Origin of the sequence: Isoptericola sp. NPDC057559, assembly GCF_042801555.1 — a bacterium.
GTDB lineage: Bacteria > Actinomycetota > Actinomycetes > Actinomycetales > Cellulomonadaceae > Isoptericola.
This window is the reverse complement of record NZ_JBHVFQ010000014.1, coordinates 94,489-113,904: the sequence shown is the minus strand read 5'-3', so window position 1 is coordinate 113,904 and position 19,416 is coordinate 94,489. Positions and strand designations below refer to the sequence as shown.

23 protein-coding genes are annotated in these 19,416 nt (G+C 75.4%); 12 read left to right on the top strand and 11 right to left on the bottom strand.

Annotation, left to right across the window (positions count from 1 at the left end; translation table 11 throughout):
• From ACFU5J_RS14435 to ACFU5J_RS14425, 3 genes are all read left to right on the top strand, one after another.
• Positions 1–283: urease accessory UreF family protein (locus tag ACFU5J_RS14435; RefSeq protein WP_430579171.1), on the top strand; the 283-nt coding region annotated here is incomplete at its 5' end.
• Positions 276–986 carry an urease accessory protein UreG gene (gene ureG, locus ACFU5J_RS14430; protein WP_430573801.1) on the top strand — a complete coding sequence of 237 codons (711 nt, stop codon included), beginning with the start codon at positions 276–278 and terminating at the stop codon, positions 984–986. The genes ACFU5J_RS14435 and ureG, both read left to right, overlap by 8 nt.
• Positions 983–1,771 carry an urease accessory protein UreD gene (locus tag ACFU5J_RS14425; RefSeq protein WP_430579170.1) on the top strand — a complete coding sequence of 263 codons (789 nt, stop codon included), beginning with the start codon at positions 983–985 and terminating at the stop codon, positions 1,769–1,771. Before ureG ends, ACFU5J_RS14425 begins: the two co-directional genes overlap by 4 nt.
• A gap of 68 nt (positions 1,772–1,839) precedes the next feature.
• Here ACFU5J_RS14425 and ACFU5J_RS14420 read toward each other — a convergent pair whose 3' ends face one another.
• The gene (locus ACFU5J_RS14420; RefSeq protein ID WP_430579169.1) at positions 1,840–2,709 is read right to left on the bottom strand and encodes an EamA family transporter; all 870 of its coding nucleotides are present in this window, start codon (positions 2,707–2,709) and stop codon (positions 1,840–1,842) included.
• Between the two features lie 162 nt (positions 2,710–2,871).
• Here ACFU5J_RS14420 and ACFU5J_RS14415 point away from each other — a divergent pair, with 162 nt between their 5' ends.
• Positions 2,872–3,471: an ArsR/SmtB family transcription factor gene (locus ACFU5J_RS14415; protein WP_430579168.1), complete on the top strand. Its 600-nt coding sequence runs from the start codon at positions 2,872–2,874 to the stop codon at positions 3,469–3,471.
• Positions 3,464–4,666, top strand: a complete 1,203-nt coding sequence (locus ACFU5J_RS14410; RefSeq protein WP_430579167.1) for an MFS transporter — start codon at positions 3,464–3,466, stop codon at positions 4,664–4,666. The genes ACFU5J_RS14415 and ACFU5J_RS14410 overlap by 8 nt, the downstream gene beginning before the upstream one ends.
• A 49-nt stretch (positions 4,667–4,715) precedes the next feature.
• On the opposite strand, the gene ACFU5J_RS14405 is transcribed toward ACFU5J_RS14410, so the two are convergent.
• Genes ACFU5J_RS14405 through ACFU5J_RS14385 form a run of 5 tightly spaced genes read right to left on the bottom strand, consistent with a single transcriptional unit; the run spans position 4,716 to position 9,741 of the window.
• Positions 4,716–5,372, bottom strand: coding sequence for an ATP-binding cassette domain-containing protein (locus tag ACFU5J_RS14405; RefSeq protein ID WP_430579166.1), 657 nt, complete (start codon positions 5,370–5,372; stop codon positions 4,716–4,718).
• Entirely contained in the window at positions 5,356–6,309 is a 954-nt protein-coding gene (locus ACFU5J_RS14400) for an ATP-binding cassette domain-containing protein (protein ID WP_430579165.1), read from the bottom strand. The genes ACFU5J_RS14405 and ACFU5J_RS14400 overlap by 17 nt, the downstream gene beginning before the upstream one ends.
• A complete protein-coding gene (locus tag ACFU5J_RS14395; RefSeq protein WP_430579164.1) occupies positions 6,299–7,096 on the bottom strand; it encodes an ABC transporter permease in 798 nt (265 codons plus the stop codon). Before ACFU5J_RS14395 ends, ACFU5J_RS14400 begins: the two co-directional genes overlap by 11 nt.
• On the bottom strand, positions 7,089–8,087 hold the full coding sequence (locus ACFU5J_RS14390; protein ID WP_430579163.1) for an ABC transporter permease: 999 nt from the start codon (positions 8,085–8,087) through the stop codon (positions 7,089–7,091). The genes ACFU5J_RS14395 and ACFU5J_RS14390 overlap by 8 nt, the downstream gene beginning before the upstream one ends.
• Before the next feature lie 7 nt (positions 8,088–8,094).
• Positions 8,095–9,741, bottom strand: a complete 1,647-nt coding sequence (locus ACFU5J_RS14385; protein ID WP_430579162.1) for an ABC transporter substrate-binding protein — start codon at positions 9,739–9,741, stop codon at positions 8,095–8,097.
• Between the two features lie 280 nt (positions 9,742–10,021).
• Here ACFU5J_RS14385 and ACFU5J_RS14380 point away from each other — a divergent pair, with 280 nt between their 5' ends.
• The 5 genes from ACFU5J_RS14380 to ACFU5J_RS14360 all read left to right on the top strand — a co-directional run bounded on the left by ACFU5J_RS14380 (position 10,022) and on the right by ACFU5J_RS14360 (position 13,758).
• The gene (locus ACFU5J_RS14380) at positions 10,022–10,441 is read left to right on the top strand and encodes a hypothetical protein (protein WP_430579161.1); all 420 of its coding nucleotides are present in this window, start codon (positions 10,022–10,024) and stop codon (positions 10,439–10,441) included.
• Positions 10,438–10,851 (top strand): hypothetical protein, encoded by a 414-nt coding sequence (locus tag ACFU5J_RS14375; RefSeq protein ID WP_430573812.1) that lies wholly within the window; start codon positions 10,438–10,440, stop codon positions 10,849–10,851. The genes ACFU5J_RS14380 and ACFU5J_RS14375 overlap by 4 nt, the downstream gene beginning before the upstream one ends.
• Positions 10,852–10,980: 129 nt before the next feature.
• Entirely contained in the window at positions 10,981–11,913 is a 933-nt protein-coding gene (locus tag ACFU5J_RS14370) for an ABC transporter substrate-binding protein (protein WP_430579160.1), read from the top strand.
• Between the two features lie 76 nt (positions 11,914–11,989).
• Positions 11,990–12,949: an amino acid ABC transporter permease gene (locus ACFU5J_RS14365; RefSeq protein WP_430573814.1), complete on the top strand. Its 960-nt coding sequence runs from the start codon at positions 11,990–11,992 to the stop codon at positions 12,947–12,949.
• Positions 12,950–12,990: 41 nt separating this feature from the next.
• A complete protein-coding gene (locus ACFU5J_RS14360; protein ID WP_430579173.1) occupies positions 12,991–13,758 on the top strand; it encodes an amino acid ABC transporter ATP-binding protein in 768 nt (255 codons plus the stop codon).
• A gap of 11 nt (positions 13,759–13,769) precedes the next feature.
• Here ACFU5J_RS14360 and ACFU5J_RS14355 read toward each other — a convergent pair whose 3' ends face one another.
• Together ACFU5J_RS14355 and ACFU5J_RS14350 are read right to left on the bottom strand one after the other, a co-directional pair.
• A complete protein-coding gene (locus ACFU5J_RS14355; protein WP_430579159.1) occupies positions 13,770–14,174 on the bottom strand; it encodes a hypothetical protein in 405 nt (134 codons plus the stop codon).
• A gap of 43 nt (positions 14,175–14,217) precedes the next feature.
• Positions 14,218–14,964: a hypothetical protein gene (locus tag ACFU5J_RS14350; RefSeq protein WP_430579158.1), complete on the bottom strand. Its 747-nt coding sequence runs from the start codon at positions 14,962–14,964 to the stop codon at positions 14,218–14,220.
• 118 nt (positions 14,965–15,082) lie between these two features.
• Here ACFU5J_RS14350 and ACFU5J_RS14345 point away from each other — a divergent pair, with 118 nt between their 5' ends.
• Positions 15,083–15,616: an RNA polymerase sigma factor gene (locus tag ACFU5J_RS14345; protein ID WP_430579157.1), complete on the top strand. Its 534-nt coding sequence runs from the start codon at positions 15,083–15,085 to the stop codon at positions 15,614–15,616.
• The gene (locus ACFU5J_RS14340; protein ID WP_430579156.1) at positions 15,613–16,395 is read left to right on the top strand and encodes a hypothetical protein; all 783 of its coding nucleotides are present in this window, start codon (positions 15,613–15,615) and stop codon (positions 16,393–16,395) included. The genes ACFU5J_RS14345 and ACFU5J_RS14340 overlap by 4 nt, the downstream gene beginning before the upstream one ends.
• A 3-nt stretch (positions 16,396–16,398) precedes the next feature.
• On the opposite strand, the gene ACFU5J_RS14335 is transcribed toward ACFU5J_RS14340, so the two are convergent.
• The 3 genes from ACFU5J_RS14335 to ACFU5J_RS14325 form a co-directional block, all read right to left on the bottom strand.
• On the bottom strand, positions 16,399–17,436 hold the full coding sequence (locus ACFU5J_RS14335) for an excalibur calcium-binding domain-containing protein (protein WP_430573819.1): 1,038 nt from the start codon (positions 17,434–17,436) through the stop codon (positions 16,399–16,401).
• Between the two features lie 104 nt (positions 17,437–17,540).
• A complete protein-coding gene (locus tag ACFU5J_RS14330; protein WP_430579155.1) occupies positions 17,541–18,731 on the bottom strand; it encodes an MFS transporter in 1,191 nt (396 codons plus the stop codon).
• Positions 18,728–19,387, bottom strand: coding sequence for a GntR family transcriptional regulator (locus ACFU5J_RS14325; RefSeq protein WP_430579154.1), 660 nt, complete (start codon positions 19,385–19,387; stop codon positions 18,728–18,730). Before ACFU5J_RS14325 ends, ACFU5J_RS14330 begins: the two co-directional genes overlap by 4 nt.
• Positions 19,388–19,416: the final 29 nt, after the last annotated feature.

The window sequence follows — 19,416 nt, the reverse complement described above, 5'->3', positions numbered from 1 at the left end:
CGGGTGCGTGGCCGCCGCCCTCGGCGTCGACGAGGAGGCGACCGCGCGGGCGAGTCTCTACGACGACGCGCAGGCCGTGGCGTCCGCGGCGCTCAAGCTCTCCCCGGGCGACCCGGCGGACGCGGCGGCCTGGGTGCTCGCCGCGGAGGCCGACGTCGCCGCCCTCGTGCGCGCCGCCGTCGCCGTCCCGCACCCCGACGACCTCCCGGCGACCACCGCCCCCCAGGCGGAGGGCTGGTCGCTGGCCCACCACCACCGAACCAGGAGAATCTTCGTTGCCTGAGAACCACAGCCACACCCGTCCTCGCGCCCTGCGCCTCGGCGTCGCCGGCCCCGTCGGCGTCGGCAAGTCCACGATCCTCGCCACGCTGTGCCGCGAGCTCGCGGACGAGCTGAGCATGGCCGTCGTCACCAACGACATCTACACGGACGAGGACGCGCGCTACCTGCGCTCCGCCGGCGTGCTGCCCGTCGAGCGCATCCACGCGGTCGAGACCGGCGCCTGCCCGCACACCGCCATCCGCGACGACGTCACGCCGAACCTGCTGGCCGTCGAGGACCTCGAGGAGCGGTTCGCGCCGCTGGACCTCGTCGTCGTCGAGAGCGGCGGCGACAACCTCACCGCCACCTTCAGCCCCGCGCTGGTGGACGCGCAGATCTTCGTGCTCGACGTCGCCGGCGGCGGCGACGTGGCCCGCAAGGGCGGCCCCGGCATCGAGCGCGCCGACCTGCTGGTCGTCAACAAGACCGACCTCGCCCCGTACGTCGGCGTCGACGCCGAGCAGATGGTCGCCGACGCGACCGCGGCCCGCGACGGCCGCCCCGTGCTGGCCCTCAGCCAGCGGGACCAGGACACCGTGACCCGCCTGGGCGACTGGGCGCGCGAGGTGCTGCGCAGCTTCCGCGCGGGCGACCACGTGGCGCAGGACCCGGGCCCGATGGCGCCGCACACGCACGCGGACGGCACCACGCACGCACACGCGTGAGCACGTCGACCGGCGCCGACCACGGCTCGGCGAGTCGTTCGGCGGGTGGCTCGGCGGGTGCCGCGCGGGTCACCGTCGAGCTCGTCGGCGGGCGGGCGCGCCTCGTCGAGCTCGTCGGCAGCGTGCACCTGCGCCCGCGGCCGGTGCTGGTCGACGGCCCGCTCGCCCGCGTGGCGCTGGTCGGCACGTTCGCCCTGCTCCTCGCGGGGGACGACGTGCGGGTCGAGCTGCGCGTGGGCGCGGGTGTCGTGCTCGAGCTCATCGAGCCGTCCGGCGTCGTCGCGTACGACGTGCGCGGCGGCGACGGCGCGTCCTGGGCCGTGCACGCCACGGTCGCCGAGGGCGGGGCGCTCGTGTGGAAGGGCGCGCCGTTCGTCGTGACCGCGGGCGCCGACGTCGAGCGCGGCACCGCCGTCGAGCTCGCCGCCGGCGCCCGGGCGATCATCAGCGAGACGCTGGTGCTCGGCCGGGCGGACGAGCCCGGCGGCGGCCCCCTGCGGTCCCGGTTCCGGGCCCGGCTCGACGGCCGACCGCTGCTCGTGGAGGACCTCGACCTGCGCGACCGGTGGCTCGCCTCCTCGCCCGGCGTCGTCGGCGCGCACCGCGTCGTGGCGTCCGTGCTGCTGCTCGGCGTGCGGCCCGACGCCGCCGACGGCGAGGGCGAGACCCTCCTCGCCGGCCCCGGCGCGCTCGGCCGCGTGCTCGCCCGGCACGCGCACGAGGCGGACGCCGTCGTCGACGCCACGTGGGCGCGGTGGCGGCCGCTCGTCGGCCGCCCGACGTAGGACTCGGTGCCGGCTCCGCGACCGGAACCGGCACCGAACCGGCACCGGGTACGGCGTCGGCCGGGGCGTCAGAGCGCGAGGAGCGCGATGCCCGCGACGACGACGAGCGACCCGACGATCTTCACCGCCGGCCGGGGCTCCTTGAACAGCCACCACGCGAGCAGCGTGCCCACGACGATGCTCGACTCGCGGGCCGGCGCCACCAGCGCCACCGGGGACGTCTGCATCGCGACCAGCACGAGGATGTAGCCCAGCGGCGAGAGCACCGCGACCAGCAGGATCTCGCGCAGGTGCCGGCGACCCATCCGTGCGGCCTCGGCGCGGCGGCCGCGGTCGCGCAGGATCGGCGCCAGCGTGAGCGACTGCCACACGGCGTTGCAGGCGAAGTAGGCCACCGGGTCGAGGGCGAGCGTCGTGACGGCGTGCCCGTCCCAGAGCGTGTACGCCGCGATCGCGGCGCCGGTGGCGACGCCCCAGCGCACGCCGGCGAGGCCCCGCGAGGCGTCCACCCCGGAGGCGCCCGAGCTCGCCACCACCGCCACGCCGGCGACGACCACCAGGCCGCCGACCACGTTGACCGCGTCCACGTGCTCGCCCAGCACCACCAGCGCCACGAACATCGTCAGCAGCGGCCCCGTGCCGCGCGCCGTCGGGTAGACGACCCCCAGGTCGGCGCGCGCGTAGCCGGTGTTGAGGGCCACGCCGTAGAGGTTGTGCAGCACCCCGGAGACCGCGCCGGCGAGGAGCAGCGCGCCCAGGTCGGGCCAGCCGTCGCGGGCCAGGACCACCAGGCCCACCGGCAGCCACAGCACCGCCGACGCCGTGCCGTACAGCCACACGAACACGCGCGAGTCGCCGTCCACCCGCTTCGCGGCCACGTTCCACACCGCGTGCAGCACCGCCGCTGCGAGGACGAGCGCCGTCGTGGTGGGGGTCACCGGCCCGACCGTACTCGCCGGGTGCCGCGGTGACGTAGCGATGCGTCGCCGTCCGCGTTCGGGACGACGACCTATCGCGACGTCGACGCTCCTGAGTCTTCGAGAGAGCTCTCTCGAGAGCGCCCTTTGGAGCGGCGCCGGCGGCGCTCCTAGCCTCACCGCATGTCCTCGCACCCCGACCGGCACCCCGACCAGCACACCGCCGACGCGCAGACCCTCCGCGCGCTCGGGCACCCGGTCCGGCTCAAGCTCGTCGACGCGCTCCTGCCCGGCCCGCTCTCCGCGACGGAGGCTGGCGAGGCGATCGGCGAGACCGCCACCACCTGCTCGTTCCACCTGCGGCAGCTCGCGCGGTACGGGCTGGTGGAGGAGCACGAGACCGGCCCGGGGCGCCGCCGCACCTGGCGGCTGACCGAGGCGCGGTTCCGTGTGCCGTGGCACCTGCTGCGCCAGGAGGGCACGGAGGCGTCCATGTACGAGTCGATCCTCGACGACTTCCTCGGGCGGGCGCGGCGGGGCGCGATGACGCTGGCCGACCCCCGCGAGCGGGCCTGGGACGAGGCGTCCACGACGTCCCGCTCGCCGATGTACCTCACGCGGCAGGAGCTCGCGGAGCTGTCCGCCGGCCTCGACCGGCTGCTCACGTTCTACCGGGACCGGGTGGGCGGCCGGCTCCGGGACGCGGACGCCCGCCCCGAGGGCAGCCGCCGCGTCGAGGTCGTCCTGTTCGCGGTGCCGGGGGCGGACGACGCCGATGGGTAGCCGCGCCGGGGCGCTCCTGCGCCAGCGCGGCTACCGCACGTACCTGGCCGCGCACCTGATCGGGTCGTTCGGCGACTCGATCCTCTACCTGGCCGCGGGCATCTGGGTGCAGAAGCTCACCGGCAGCAGCTCGGGCGCCGCTCTGACGTTCCTGTTCGCCCTGCTGCCCGCGCTGGTGGCCCCGCTCGCCGGGGCGGTCGTCGACCGGGTCCCGCGACGGACGGCGCTCGTCGTGCTGAACGTCGTGGGCGGCGTCGTCGTCCTCCCGCTGCTCCTCGTGTCCGAGGCCGGGCAGGTGTGGCTCGTCTACCTGGTGATGTTCCTGGGCGGGCTGGTCTCGATGGGGATCCAGCCGGCGCAGTCGGCCCAGCTCACCGAGCTCGCGGACCCCGACGACCTGCCCGCCGTCAACGGGCTGCTGCGCAGCTGCCTGGCGGCGTTCAAGCTCGTGTCGCCGGCGGTCGGGGCAGGGCTGTTCGTGGTCGCCGGACCGCAGGTCGTGGTGCTCGTCGACTCGGTGACGTCGTTCGTCGCGGCCCTGCTCCTGGCGCGGCTGCCGTGGCGGGCCGCGCCCGGTCGCCCGGAGGGCACGGGCAGCTTCCTCGCCACCTTCCTCGACGGCTTCCGGGCCCTGTTCGCCGACCCGCCGCTGCGCCGGCTCACCGTGGTCGGGTGCGTCTTCATGGCGGTGGCCGGCACCAGCGAGTCGCTGCGCTGGGCGCTGGTCACCGACGGGCTCGGCGCGTCCGCCGAGTGGATGGGGCCGCTCGCCACCGTGATGGGGCTCGGCTCCGTCGCCTGCGGGCTGCTCGCCGCGCGCGCCGTCGGCCGGGCAGGGGCGCTGCGGGCGACCGCGCTGTCGCTGCTGCTGTTCGGCGTGGGCTGCGGGCTGTGGCTGGTGGCGCACCCGGTCGCGGTCGCCGTCGGCGCGGTGCTGGTGGGCGGCGGGTCGACGCTGCTCGTCGTCGCGACCCTCGTGCTGCTGCAGCAGCGCACCGCCGACCACCAGCAGGGCAAGGTGTTCGCCGCGTTCGAGGTGCTCACCACCGGCCCGCAGATCGGGAGCGTCGCTCTCGGCGCGTACCTCATCACGGCGGTCGACTACCGGGTGGTCATGGCGGTGCTCGCCGCCGCCTGCCTGGCGCTCGCGGCCTACGCCGTCTCGGGGCCGCGGCAGGCCGGCGGCTGGCGGTGACGTCGCGATTCGTCGCCGTCAGCGCCTGGGACGACGACGAATCGCTACGTCACCGGGGCAGCTGCACCCGCTCGTCGGCGAGCGCGTCGACGAGCGGGTGGTCGTGGGAGACCAGCAGCACGCCGGCGCCGGCCGCCGCGAGGTCGCGCAGCACCTGCGCGACGGCGGCGGTGGTGGCGGCGTCGAGCATGGCCGTGGGCTCGTCGGCCACCAGGTAGCGCGGGGCGGCGAGCAGGGCGCGGGCCAGGCAGGCCCGCTGGAGCTGGCCGTCGGAGACCTGCGCCGGCAGCCGGGTCAGGAGGTCGGGGGTGAGGCCCACCCGCAGGGCAACCGCGACGACCCGCGCGCGCCCGTCGGGGGTGCCACGGTCGCCGCGCGGCAGCGGCTCGGCGACGATCGCGCCGAGGGGCAGCCGCGGGCTGGTGGCCGCACGGGGCGACTGGTGCAGCAGCCCCACCGCGCCGGTCATCCGGCCCCGCCGGGTGGGCACGGGCTCGCCGTCGACGAGGACGGCGCCCTCCTGCGCCGGCTGCAGCCCGCACAGGATGCGCCCCAGCGACGACTTCCCCGCGCCCGACGGCCCGGTCAGCCCGACGATGCGCCCCGGCTCGACGGCGATGCTCACCCGGTCCAGCACCCGGCGGGCGTGCTCGGGCGGCGCGGCGCCGGGGTACCAGCAGCTCACGCCGTCAGCGACGAGCGCCATCGGACACCTCCGGAGTCAGGGCGGCGAGGGTCGACGCGCGGGTCCGGGCGCGGAACCGGTCGGCGAACGACGTGGCGGGGTCGAGGTCGGTCAGCTCCGGCGGGGTGCCGGGGATCGGCACCAGTCCGCGCGACGGCAGCGCCCCGAGCAGGGCGGCGGTGTAGTCGTGGCGCGGCGCGCGCAGCACGTCGGCGGCGGCGCCCTCCTCCACGACCCGGCCGGCGTACATGACGGCGAGCCGGTCGGCGACGGCCGTCGTCTCCAGCGCCTGCAGGTCGTGGGTGACCAGCAGGACGGCGGTGCCGTCGTCGGCCACGGCCCGCAGCAGGCGCAGCATGCGCGCCGTGAGCGCGGGGTCGAGGCCGGCGGTGGGCTCGTCGGCGAGGAGCACGTCAGGGTCGCCGGCGAGGGCCCCGGCGAGGCCGGCGCGCTGCGCCATCCCGCCGGAGAGCTCGTGCGGGTACAGGGCGGCGTCGGCCGGGTCGAGCCCGACGCGCGCCAGCAGCTCCGGCACGCCCGACGCCGCACCCCCCGCCCGCGGGGCGACCGCCGCGAGCGTCTCGGCGAGCTGCGCGCCGAGCGTCCGCACGGGGGTGAACGACGACGCCCCGGACTGCAGCGACAGCCCCACCACCCGGCCGCGCACGCGCCGCCAGCGTCGCTCGGGGGCGCCGAGCAGCTCGGCGCCCAGGACGCGGACCGAGCCGGTGGCGCGCGCGCCCGCCGGCAGCAGCCCGCACAGGCACGCGGCGAGCACGGACTTGCCGCAGCCGGCCTCGCCCACCAGCGCGGTGATCTCGCCCGCGCGCAGGTCGAGGTCGACGTCGGTCGCCGCGTGCACCCACCTGTCGCCGGCGGGCAGCCGGAGCGTCAGCCCGCGCACCCGGACGGCCGGCCCGGCCGCCGTCGTCGCGCCGTCCCCTCGCTCACGCGCCATGGCCGGCCCCCTGCCACGCGCGGCCCAGCCCGGACACGGCGACGGTGGCGAGCACCAGGACGGCGGCGGGGAAGGCGAGGGTCCACCACGCGCCGGTGAGCACGTCGCCGCGCGCCACCTCCAGGAGGGTGCCGAGGCTCGCGCGGTCGGGCGGCAGGCCGAGGCCGAGGAAGCTCAGCGTGGCCTCGTGCCAGACGGCGTGCGGCACCAGCATCACCAGCGCGACGAGCGCCTGCGGGGTCGCGGCGGGCACCAGGTGCTCGCGGGCCACCTGGAGCCGCCCGGCGCCCGCGAGGTAGGCGGCGTCGACGTACGCCGACGACCGCACGGCGAGCATCTCGGCCCGCACGACGCGGGCCACCTGCGGCCAGTGCGTCACGGCGATCGACGCCATGACCGCCACGAGCGAGCCGGGGAAGAAGGCGACGACGACGATGCCGAGCAGCAGGTGCGGCAGCGCGTTGACGCCGTCGGTCACGCGCATCACGACGGCGTCGACCAGGCCGCCGCGGGAGGCGGCGAGCGCGCCCACGGCCACGCCCACGGTGACGGCGACGACGGCGCACCCGAGCGCGATCACCAGCGACACGCGCAGCCCGCGGGCCACCCAGGCGAACAGGTCGTGCCCGGAGTGGTCCGTGCCGAACGGGTGCGCGAGGCTCGGTGGCCGGAGCGTCGCGGCGAAGTCCACGGTCGTCGGGCCCGCGAGCAGCGGCACGACGACGGCATAGGCGACGAGGACGCCGAGCAGCACGGCGGGCGGCAGGAACCGACGGGCGTCACGCATCGACGGCCACCCGCGGGTCGAGCAGCAGCTGCGCGACGTCGGCCAGGTACGAGCCGACCAGCACGGCGGCCGTCGTCGCGACCGTCAGCGCAGCGAGCAGCGCGAGGTCCAGGGCCCGCGCGGACGACACCACGGCCCCGGCGATCCCCGGCCAGCCGAAGACCTCCTCCACCAGCACCGCCCCGACGACGAGATCGGGCACGCGCGCGCCCACGACCATCACCAGCGGGCCGAGCGAGACCGGCAGCACGTGCCGCGTCACGACCACGGACGGCGGCAGGCCGCGGGCGCGGGCGCCGCGGACGGCGTCGGAGGTGACGGCGCGGGCGGCGGCCGTCCGCACGCCGAGCAGCATCCAGGGCAGCATCGTGGCGGCCAGCACCGACGCGGGCAGCGCGAGGTGCGCGGCCACCCCCGCGACGGTGGGGAGGGCGCCGGGCTCGGCGACCCCGGCCGCCGGCGCCACCGGCAGCATGACCGCGAGGACCAGCACCGCGCCGAGCGCGAGGACGAACGGCGGCACCGACTGCAGCAGGACGGCGAGGCCGGTCAGCGCACCGTCGAGCCGCCCGCCCGGGCGCGTGCCGGCCAGCACGCCGAGCCCGACACCGAGCACGAGGGCGACCACCAGCGCGGTCCCGGACAGCAGCAGCGTCCACCCGACCCGCTGGGCGAGCACCTCGGTGACGGGCATCGTGTCGACGCGCGACCAGCCCAGGTCGCCGTGCACCAGGTCGCCCGCCCACCCCAGCCAGCCCTGCCACCAAGGCGCGTCGAGGCCGAGGGTGGCGCTCAGCGCGGCCCGGTCGGCGGCCGACGTGTCCTGGTAGCGGGCGCCGAGGTACGCGGCGAGCGGGTCGAGCGGGGAGTGCTCGGCCAGCACGAACACCAGCGCGGAGACCACGAGCAGCACCGGCACGCCGAACGCCACGGCGCGCAGCGTCACGCGGCGCAGGTCGCGCGACCGCCGGGCGAGGACTCCGGCCCTCACTCGACGCTCACCGCCGCCAGCCGGCGACGTCCCACCACGGCCCCCAGGAGACGCCGTGGGCGTGCGGCTCCAGCACCAGCGGGCCGCGGTCCCAGCCGGGACCGTCGGCGCCGTCGTCGCGCGCCACGTACGTGTGCTCGACGAACGCGAGGAACACGTGCGTCGGGTGGCGCACGTACGCCTCCTGGACGGCCCGGTAGGCGGCGGTGCGCTCGTCGTCGTCGAGGCTGGCGCGGGCGCGGTCGAGCTGCGCGTCGACGCCGGGGATCTCGAGGTCGCCCGGGTTGTCGTACGGGGAGGTGTCCTTCGCGCGCGTGTGGAGGACGTCGAACAGCTGCGTGTCGAGGTCGTACGGGCGCTCGCCGCCGCCCAGCAGCACCGCGCCGTCGGTGAGGTGCTCGTCCGTCTCGGGCCAGTCGGCGCCGCGCAGCGTCACGTCGATCCCGACCTCGGCCATGTCCGCCGCGAACGCGGCCGCCATGTCGCGGCGCAGGCTGTCCGACGCGAGGTAGTAGAGCGGGAACGCGGCCCGCTCGCCGTCCTTGGCGCGGACGCCGTCCGCACCGGTGCGCCAGCCGGCGTCGTCGAGCAGGCGCTCGGCCCGGGCGCGGTCGAAGGGGAAGGCGGCGCCGGCGTCGAAGGCGTCGCCGTAGACGGCGCTGACCGGCGTCGCGGCGGGGCTGCCGTGCCCGGCGAGCACGCCGTCGACGATCGTGTCCCGGTCGACGGCGAGGTTCATGGCCTCGCGCGCGGCCGGGTCGCTCGCGAAGGGGTTGTCGGCGGGCAGCGAGATGCCGCGCCAGTCCGCCGTCCGCACCGACTGCACCCGCAGGCCCGGCCGGCCCTCGAACGACGCCGCCAGCACCGGCGGCAGCACCGTGCCGTCGACGTCGCCCGCCCGCACGCGCTGGGCGCGCGCGTTGTCGTCCGGCAGGTACAGGGTGACCAGCTCGGTGACCTGTGGGGCGCCGTCCCAGTAGTCCGGGTCGGCGGTGAACACCGCCTGTCCGGCGTCGAGCCGCGTCAGCCGGTACGGGCCGGTGCCCACGGGCTCGGTGTTGAGCGTCGAGTCGCGGGCGGGGCCGCCGTCGAGCCGCTCCGACGGCGCGATCCCCAGCGTGAGCCGCGACGGGAACGACGAGTACGGGTGCGTGAGCGTGAACCGCACGTGCCGGTCGTCGGTGGCCGTGACGTCCGCGATCATGCGGAACGCGCCCGCGACCTCCGACGCCGACGCCGGGTCGAGCACCGCCCGGTACGTCGCGACGACGTCGGCCGCGTCGAACGCGGTGCCGTCGGAGAACGTCACGCCCTCGCGCAGCGTCACGTCCCACACCGTGCTGCCCTGGGACGCGACGGGAGCCTCCGCCGCCAGCGCAGGCTCCAGCGCGGGCAGGCTGTCGTCGCCGTCCGACCGCGGGCGCAGCAGCCCGTCGTACAGCGGCGAGACGCCCAGCTCCCCGTACCCGTTCACCGGGTTGTAGCCGCCCAGCGGCTGCGCGTCGGCGAGCACCACCCGCCTCCCGTCGTCCACGTCCGCCGCCCCGCCCGTGCCCGCCGACGTCGCACAGCCCGACACGCAGACGGCGACGGCGAGGCCCACCACGGCGAACCGGGCGGGCGTGGCGAAGGACGACGGACGGGTGCGCGGCATGCATCACTCCTCGGCAGGCGGGACTGCGGCCGCGGACACCGCAGCCGAAAGGGGGGATGCACCCGCTCGACCTGCGACGTTGCGGTCCGGACCGCGCAGGAGGCGGGAGCCGGGGTGCGTTCCGAGTGTAAGGGCGCCCGACCCCGCCACCGGACGACGGGTGAAAGTTCCGCCGAACGGATGATCCGGGGCGACGAGGAAGTCGTCGCGGCCGTCGAGGGGGCTACCGTGTGGCCGCCGCGCAGGGCGCGCGACGTCGGTGGTCCGAAGGGCGCGACACATGCTGGGAGTGATCGTCGAGGCGGTCGGTGAGCTGATCGGCGACGCCGTCGGCAGCGCGATCGCTGAGCCGTGGAGCCGGCGCCGGAGGCGGCGACTGCAGGCACGGGGGCGGATCCACGCCGGGCTGCGCGTGGTCGAGGGGAGCCTGCCCGGCCTGTCGTCCCGCTGGACGCACGGCCGCTGGCAGGTCGATGCCGGCCGTCTCGCGCGGCACTCGACGCTCGTGCACGTCGTCCGGCTCGACGGCGCGCCGCGCACGCCGTCGTTCCGGGAGTCGTTCGCCGTCGACCCGGACTGCGCCGTCTTCCGCGGGGTGACAGGTCAGGGCGAGGTCGAGATCGCCGTCCTGCGCGACCAGGTCGACTGGTTCCTCGACCGGTTGGACATGGCGCGGGGCGAGCGGGCGACCGTCCGGTGAACCTGACCGAGATCGAGGCGTACCTGCGGTCGGCGACCGACGACCTCCCGGGTCTGGAGCGCCAGGTGACGACCCGCGACCACGAGGCCGTCGCCCGGCTCTGGCGGGTGGACGAGCCGGAGCGGTGGGCGCGGGTCAGGACATCGGGCGACCACCTGTTCAGGCTGGACGTGGACGGCCGCTTCCTCCTGGTCATCCCGACCATGCAACCCGACGACGACGAAATCGCGGAGTCGCTGGACGAGCTCCTCGCGGTGGCGCACGCGTACCTGGACGGCAGGGTCGAGCGGCGCGGCCGGTGGTTCCCCACGCAGACGGTCACGACGCCCGCCGGGACGGAGCTTCTGCAGCGGGCGCTCACGACGAACCTACGAGCCCTGTTCCGCGGGGGCGGGCGGCGAACGCGCTGAGGCGGGGTGACCCTGGTCGAGAGGGCCGTACGACGCCTGGTCGCGCACTGATCACCAGGCGGTTTGGAGGATCATGCATAGGGCTGCATACTCATGCATAGACCCCCGCACGACCTTCGGAGCCCCACCATGCGCACCCGTCCCACCCTCGTGGCGACCGTCGTCACCTCGGCCGTCGCCGCCCTCGCCCTCACCGGCTGCACCACGGCCTCGCAGGACACCGGCGGTGCCGCCCCCTCGTCGGGCGCGTCGGTCTCGCCGGAGGCCTTCGACCTCTCCGGCATCACGAAGGACGACGCGCTGGCGTCGTCCGTGCCGGAGGCCGTCGCGAAGGACGGCAAGCTCACGATCGGCTCCGAGCTGACGTACGCGCCGGTGGAGTTCGTGGCCGCGGACAACAAGACGCCGATCGGCATCGACATCGACATCGCGGGCGCGGTCGCCAAGACCCTGGGCCTGACGGCGGACGTCCAGTCCTCCACGTTCGACGCGATCATCCCGGCGATCGGCACCAAGTACGAGGCCGGCTTCTCCGCGTTCACGATCACGCCCGAGCGCCTCAAGACCGTCAACATGGTCAGCTACTTCAGCGCCGGCTCGCAGTACGCCGTCGCGAAGGGCAACCCGGAGAACGTCGACCCGGCCGACCTGTGCGGCCTGTCCGTCGGCGTCCAGACCGGCACCGTCCAGCAGGACGAGCTCGACGCCGCGTCGAAGGCGTGCACGGACGCCGGCAAGGACGCCATCGACGTCCTGCCCTACGACTCGCAGGCCGCCGTCGCGACCAACCTCGCGGGCGGCAAGCTGCAGGCCATGTACGCCGACTCGCCCATCACGGCGTACGCCGTGCAGCAGTCCGGCGGCGCGATCGAGGCGCTGGGCGACGTGACCGACGCCGCGCCGTACGGCGTCGTCGTGGCCAAGGACGACACCCAGCTCGCCGAGGCGATCCAGGGCGCGCTGCAGAAGCTCATGGACGACGGCACGATCAAGGCGATCGCCGACTCGTGGGGCAGCGGCGACGCCGCCCTCGACAAGGCGGAGCTGAACCCGGCAGGCTGACGTCGTTTCTCGCTGGTCGGGCCTGGCGAGGCCATGATGGTCTCGCCAGGCTCGATCGCTGTCCCGGAGGTTTCCCATGAGCTCGCTGCCTGAGCCGATCCACGCCCGGCCGGTGCCACGCCCCGGTCGCTGGGTCTCCGCGGTGGTCGTCCTCGTCCTCGCCGCGATGGCGGTCAACGCCCTCGTCACCAACCCGAACTTCCGCTGGGACACCGTCTGGCTGTACCTGCGCGACGTCGTGGTCGTGCGCGGGGTGGGCTGGACGCTGGTCCTGACGTTCGGCTCGATGGCGATCGCGATCGTGCTCGCCGTCCTGCTCGCCATCATGCGGCGCAGCGACAACCCGGTCATGAAGTGGGTGGCCTGGTTCTGGATCTGGTTCTTCCGCGGCACCCCGATCTACACGCAACTGGTGTTCTGGGGCCTCATCTCGGTGCTGTACCCGCGGCTCAGCCTCGGCATCCCGTTCGGCCCCGAGTTCTGGACGTTCACCACCAACGACGTCATCACCGCGTTCTGGGCCGCCCTCATCGGCCTGGCGCTCAACGAGTCGGCGTACCTCGCGGAGATCGTGCGCGCGGGCCTGTCGTCCGTCGACCCGGGGCAGGCCGAGGCGGCCCGCGCCCTGGGGATGAAGGACGGCAAGATCATGCGCCGCGTCGTGCTGCCGCAGGCGATGCGCGTCATCGTGCCGCCCACCGGCAACGAGACGATCTCCATGCTGAAGACGACGTCGCTCGTCATCGCGGTGCCGTTCACCCTCGAGCTGACGTACGCCACGAGCGCCATCGGCGCCCGCATCTACCAGCCCATCCCGCTGCTCATCGTGGCCGCGCTCTGGTACCTGCTGATCACGTCGGTCCTCATGGTCGGCCAGCACTACCTGGAGCGGCACTACGGCCGCGGGTTCGACGGCGACCGCGGCGGCCGTGGTGGCCGCGGCCCCCGCGGTGGCCGGCGCAAGCCGAGCAAGCAGGACCTCATCGGCGCGTCCGGCACCACCAAGGACGACCCCTTCCTGGAGGTGACCCCGTGAGCGACCCCACGACCCACCCTGCGAGCACGACCTCCGACGCGATGGTCGAGGTCCGCGGCGTGCACAAGGTCTTCGGCCACGGGCACGAGGCCGTGCACGTGCTCAAGGGCGTCGACCTGGACGTCGCGCGCGGCTCCGTCACCGTGGTGCTCGGGCCGTCCGGCTCCGGCAAGTCCACGCTGCTGCGCTGCGTGAACGAGCTGGAGGAGATCACCGCCGGCTCCATCCACGTCGACGGCGACCTCATGGGCTACCGCCGCGACGCCAAGGGCGTGCTGCACCGCCTGCACCCCAAGGTGATCGCGAAGCAGCGCTCCCGCATCGGGATGGTCTTCCAGCGGTTCCACCTGTTCCCGCACATGACGGCGCTGGAGAACGTCATGGAGGCGCCCGTGCAGGTGCGCGGGCTGTCCAGGGCGGCGGCGCGGCAGCGGGCGCTCGAGCTGCTCGACCGTGTGGGCCTGACCGACCGGGTGGGGCACTACCCGGCGCAGCTGTCCGGCGGCCAGCAGCAGCGCGTCGCCATCGCGCGGGCGCTCGCCATGGACCCAGAGCTCATGCTCTTCGACGAGCCCACGTCCGCGCTCGACCCGGAGCTCGTGGGCGAGGTGCTCGCCGTCATGAAGGACCTGGCGCGCTCCGGCATGACGATGATCGTCGTGACGCACGAGATCGGCTTCGCCCGCGAGGTCGCCGACCACGTCGTCTTCATGGACGACGGCGTGATCGTCGAGGAGGGCCGCCCCGGCGACGTGCTCGACAACCCCTCCGAGCCGCGGCTGCGCGACTTCCTCGCGCACGTGCTCTAGCCGCAGGCGCCCTAGCTCGGCACGGCCTGGCGCGGCGCCCGGACCAGGGCGACGAGCCAGACCGCGAGGGCGGCGAGCGACGCCGCGGCCCACCCGGCGACGATCTGGCGCGCCAGGTCGCGGCAGGCCAGGCGGAGAGCCTCCGGGGTCTCCGCATCGGTCATGTCGAGGCTGTCGTCGAGCAGGCCCCACACGGCCGAACCCGACATGCAGGTCGTGCCGTCGATGACGACGGGGGACAGCACGAACCACCAGCCGACGCCGACCACGGCGAAGGCCAGCACGGCGAGGGCCACGAGCCCGGGCCCGACCCGCCGCCGGTGGCGCAGGACCACCACGATCGTCGTCGCGGGAACTGCCACGAGCGCGACGGTCCACACCACGAAGCCCACGACCCCGAGCTGGTCGCTCGTCACGCCACCACCTCGGCTCGTCGGTCGGATGCTCGTCGGCGGGGCCTCAGAGGGACGAGCAGGCGCCGCCCCAGTCGGTGTGCCCGACCAGGACCTTCTTCCACATGTGGGCGGAGTAGCCGCCCGCCGTCGTGCGGGTCTTGGAGATGGTGCGGGTGTCGCCGTTGCTCCACGTGGCGGAGGCGCCGGTGAGCCAGGTGGTGCCGGTGGGGCAGCCGTCGACGCCCGTGGACACGCGGTAGATGCGCAGGAACCCGGTGACCGACCCGGACCCGCGGTACTGCCACGAGGCGTAGATGCGGCCGCTGCTCTTCGTCAGGCACATCGTGCCCGGGCCGGACGTCGTCGCGCACCGGTCGCCCGACGGCAGGCTGAGCGTGGTGGCGTCGGACGTCGCCGCCCGGGCCGCGGTGTCGGAGGCGCCGGCGGTGTCGGCGCACTTCTCGAGCAGGTCGACGCGGTGGGTCCTCAGGTCGGCGGGGGCGCCCATCGCGAGGTTGTAGTCGGTGTCGACCTCCTCGGAGATCGTCACCTCCTCCAGGGTGCAGCCGCGGGCGGCGGCGTCGACCTTCCAGTCGGTGGCCTCGGCGTCGGCGCGCTCCTGCGCGGCCCAGGCCTCCCACTCGTCGGCGGGGCTGCCGGGGGCCGGTACGCCCGGCAGGTTCTCGCCGGCCGCGGTGCCGTCGGTCGCGGCCTGGCTGCTCGTCGCGGCGCCGAGGGCGAGCCCCAGTGCGAGGACGGTGGCACCCAGACCTGCGGCGACGTTCCGGTGGACGTTCCTGCCTCGGCTCATGACACTCCTCGGGGGGCTCCGGCGCGCTGCTGCGACGTCGTCGTCGACGCTTGCGGTGACTACGGTGTAGCACTCGGGGGGTTGCCGGCAACTCCTGTGGTAGACGGAAGGTTTCTTTGTGGACGACGCCCACGCCCGTGAGCTGCTGACGCAGATGTGGGTGGACCAGCACGAGGCGGTGACGAGATTCGTGGCGCGTCGGGTGGAGGCGAGCCTGGTGGACGACGTCGTGTCGGAGACGTTCCTGGTCGCGTGGCGCCGTCTGGCGGACGTCCCCGAGAACGCGAAGCCGTGGCTGCTCGGCGTCGCGCGCAACGTGCTCGCCACCCACCTGCGCACGCACGGCCGCTGGCGGGCGCTCGGCGTCCGGCTCGAGCGCGAGCCCTCGGCCGGCAAGGAGGGCACGGACGACCTGGCGGCCGACCGTGCCGACCTGCTGCGGGCGTGGGAGATGCTGACCGACGCCGACCGGGAGGTCATCGCCCTGGTCGCCTGGGACGGGCTCACCGCCGTCGAGGGGGCGCGCGTCCTGGGGATCCGACCGTCGACGTTCTCCGTCCGTCTGACCCGGGCCCGCAAGCGGCTGCTGGCCTACTCCGGCCTGCCGTCGGAGACGGCCACCGTGCTCCAGAAGCTGCAGGAGGCGCGATGAAGTCCCCCATGATGGTCCAGCTCGCCGACCTCGATCCGGCCCGCGAGCTGCACGCGCCCGGGCGCCCCGACGACGCGGCGCTGACGGCGATCCTCGACTCCCCGCGGTCGGCCGTGCGGATCCGCCGGTCCCCGCGCCCCGCGGTCCTCGCCGGCGCGGCGGCCGCGGCCGTCGTCGCCGTCGCCGGTGTCGCGACCGTGTGGTGGCCCGGCGCGACGTCGGCGTTCGCGAGCTGGACCGCCGTGCCCACGACCCTGACGGCCGCGGAGACGGCCGAGCGCGCCGCGTCGTGCGACACGCACGCGCGCACCATCGTCACGGGCGACGACGGCCCGCGCGTCGATCAGATCGCGATCAGCCCGGTGCTCGCGGAGCAGCGTGGCGAGTACACGTACGTGCTGCTCGTCGGCGCCGGCGCCACGGGGGAGTGCCTGGTCACGTCGCAGGCGTCCGGCGCCACGGACGTCGTCGCGGGCGAGTCGGTGCCGGCCCAGCTGCCCGCCGCGCCCGGCCCGCGCGAGCTGACGACGCTCAAGTCCGGCACCGCGTCGTGGTCCGCGGGCGACACCGGCGACGGCGCGCTCACCTCCGCGTTCGGCCGCGTCGGCTCCGACGTCGAGTCCGTCGCGCTCGTCCTGACGTCCGGCGAGCGGGTGGAGGCCACCGTCGAGGACGGCTGGTGGGCCGTCTGGGCACCCGGCGAGGCGTCGCTGCGCAGCACCGCCGAGCTGACCTTCACCGACGGCGCCCGGGCGGAGACGGACGTCGTCGCGCGGTAGCCCCTACTCGCCGTCCTCGCAGGCGATGCCGTTGCCGTTGGGGTCGAGCGCCCCCCGGTAGGCGGGCTGGCCGTTCTGGATGGGGGCGGCGCCGGCCTCGCGGGCGGCGTTGCAGTCCCAGTAGAACCAGGCGGAGTTCTGGTTCTGCTGGTTCTGCTCCTCCTGCTGCTTCTGCGCCTGCTGGTCCTGGAAGGCCTTCTGCTGGCTGGCGAGCTCGGCCTCCTGCTTGTCGGCGGCCTGCTCGCGCTCCTTCAGGGCGTCCTCACGCTCCTTGACGTCGGCCGACTTCGTGGTCAGCGCTTCCTGCGCGGCCTGGGCCTCGGCCTTGAGCTGCTCGGCCTGGGCGATCTTGCTGTTGGCGTCCACGAGGGCCTGGGCGGCGTCGGAGCTGCGCATCATCGAGACGGTGACGCCGAGGATGCAGCCGAGCGCGAGGCAGGCGACGGCCACCCCGCCGACGAGCAGGCTCGGCGGTCGGCCCTTGCGCGTGGACCGGGTGCGGGGAGCGGCCGCTGCGGGCGTCGCCTCGGCGGCCCGGCGCGCGGCGCGCTCCTCGCGGCCGGCGCGGAGCTTGTCGCCGACGTCGCGCAGCGCGGTCGAGACGGTGGCCATGACGGACCCGTCGTCGCCGCCGAGGTGGCCGCCCGCGGGCGGCGCGGGCGGTGACGGCGCGACGGGGGGCGGGGGCGGCGGGGCGAGCGTCGCGACCGGGGCGCCGTAGGTCGCGGCGACCGGCGGCGCCCCGTACGTCGCGGTGGTGGCGACCGGAGGCGCGGCATGGACCGCGGTGGTGGCGACGGCGGGGGGCATCGCCGCGACGGCTGCCGGCGCCGCGGCGACGGCCCGGACCGGGGCCATGACGGTGGTCGCCTCGGCCGGCGTCTCGGGCCGCGACGGGCGCGCGGAGGTCAGGGCGTCGTCCACCCAGTAGTCCCAGCCCTGGGGCGCGGGTGGCCACGCGGGGTCGGGGACCCACCCGGCGTCGGGCCGGAAACCGGGGGGAACCTGCCACCCCGGGGGCGGGTTGAAACGCACAGCCATGACACTCCTCCGTCGTCGAGCGGCACCCACTATGGCGGAAACCGTCTGCCCGGGTCCATGCCGGTCCGCGTCCGACCGCGCTCGGAGGGGTGTCGACCGCGGCGTCAGGCCCCGGGGAGGTGCTTGCGATACCGCGCCAGGACGACGCCGGTCGAGACGATCCCGAGCGCGACGAGCGCGACGAACAGCTGCGCCGTCGTGAACGGCGGGGTGATCGCCGCCATCACCGCGGGCGTCAGGAACCCGGCGTAGGCGACCGCGTAGAACACGCCGGTCAGGCCGGCGAGGTGGCGCGGCCCGGCGATGCGCTGGACCTCCAGGAGCGCGGACGACAGGCCGATGCCCATGCCGGCGCCCGCGACGACCGCGGCGCCCACGCCCCACCACGGGCCGCCGGTCGTCACGGTCAGCCCGACGCACGCGACGGCCACGGTGAGCAGGCCCACCGCGACGGTGAGCCCGCGCGCGCTGTCGACGGCGTCGAGCCGCTTGGCCGCCGGCTGCACCACCGCGGCGACGCCGAGCGCGACCACGGTGACGAGCGTCGCGTAGGCCACGCCGAGACCCTGCGTCTGGTCGCTCAGCAGCACCGGCGCGTACCCGTAGGCGAGGGCGGCGGCGACGAAGATCCACGGGGCGACGACGGCGACCACGCCGGTGAAGCGGCGGTGGCCGGCCGCCGGGACGCGGAGCCCGCGCCACCAGGGACCGGGCGCGCCGCCGAACGCGACGGTCTCCGGCGTGCGGAGCACGACCAGGAGGAACGGCGCCGTGACGACCAGGTGCACGACGAACGGCAGCACCTCCGGCCAGGGCCCCCACTGCGCGAGGCTGCCGGCGACGAGCGCCCCCACCCCGGAGCCGAGCGTGAAGGCGAGCGAGGCGCGTCGTGCGCCCGACCCGGCGTCCGCGTCCCGGTCGAACGGGACCTGGGAGAGCTCCTTGAGCCAGCTCGTCCCGACCGACGTCGCCGTGCCGACGGTGATGCCCGCGAGCAGACGCCCGACGTAGATCGGCAGCGGGCCGAGGAACCCGAGCGCGAGGACGGCGCTGGCCGCCATCGCGCACACGGTCGCGACGAGCATGACGGGGCGGCGGCCGTACCGGTCCGACAGGGTCCCCGCGACGAGCAGCGCGGGCGCGAGGCCGAGCACGTACACGCCGAGGAACGCGTTCACGGTGGCGTCGCCGTAGCCCTGCACCTGTTCGTACATGAGCAGCACCGGGGTGAACTGGTTGCCCGCCCAGGAGCACACGAACAGCGCGGCGAACGCGCCGAGCCAGCTGCGCCTCACAGGATGCCCCGGTGCCGGCGCACGTGGTCGTGCAGCAGGTCGCAGTAGGCGTCGGCGTCGCCCTGCTCGACGGCGGCGAGCATCGCCTCGTGCTCGGCGAGCGCGGTGGCGACCTCCTCCGGACCGACGTGCAGGTGCTGGTACATGAGCCGCAGCTGCCGGTCGCGCAGCAGCCCCATGAACTGCACCGCGGTCTGGTTGCGCGACGCCCGCACGAGGACGCCGTGGAACGCGGAGTCGGCCTCGGCGAACGCGTCGACGTCGCCCTGCGCGGACGCGGCGCGCTGGCGCTCGACGTGGGCCCGCAGCTCCTCGATGACCGCCTCGGCGGGGCGCCCGTGCGCCAGGGCGCGGCGGGCGGTGGAGCGCTCCACGGCCTCGCGCATCTCCAGCACGTCGCGTGCCTCGTCGGGGGCCATGGGCACGACGGCGGCGCCGCGTCGGGGCGCGACGGCGAGCAGGCCCTCGGTGTCGAGGCGCAGGAACGCCTCGTGCACGGGGGTGCGGCTGATGCCGAGCTCCGCGGCGATGTCGCCCTCGGCGAGGAGACGCCCGCCGGGCACCTCGCCCGAGAGGATCTTCGCCTTGGTGAGCCGGTAGGCGCGCTCGGCGGCGCTGAGGGGCGGCGACGACGGGGCCGCGCTGGAGGTGGTCACCCGGGGCAACCTACGCTTGCATCCAACTT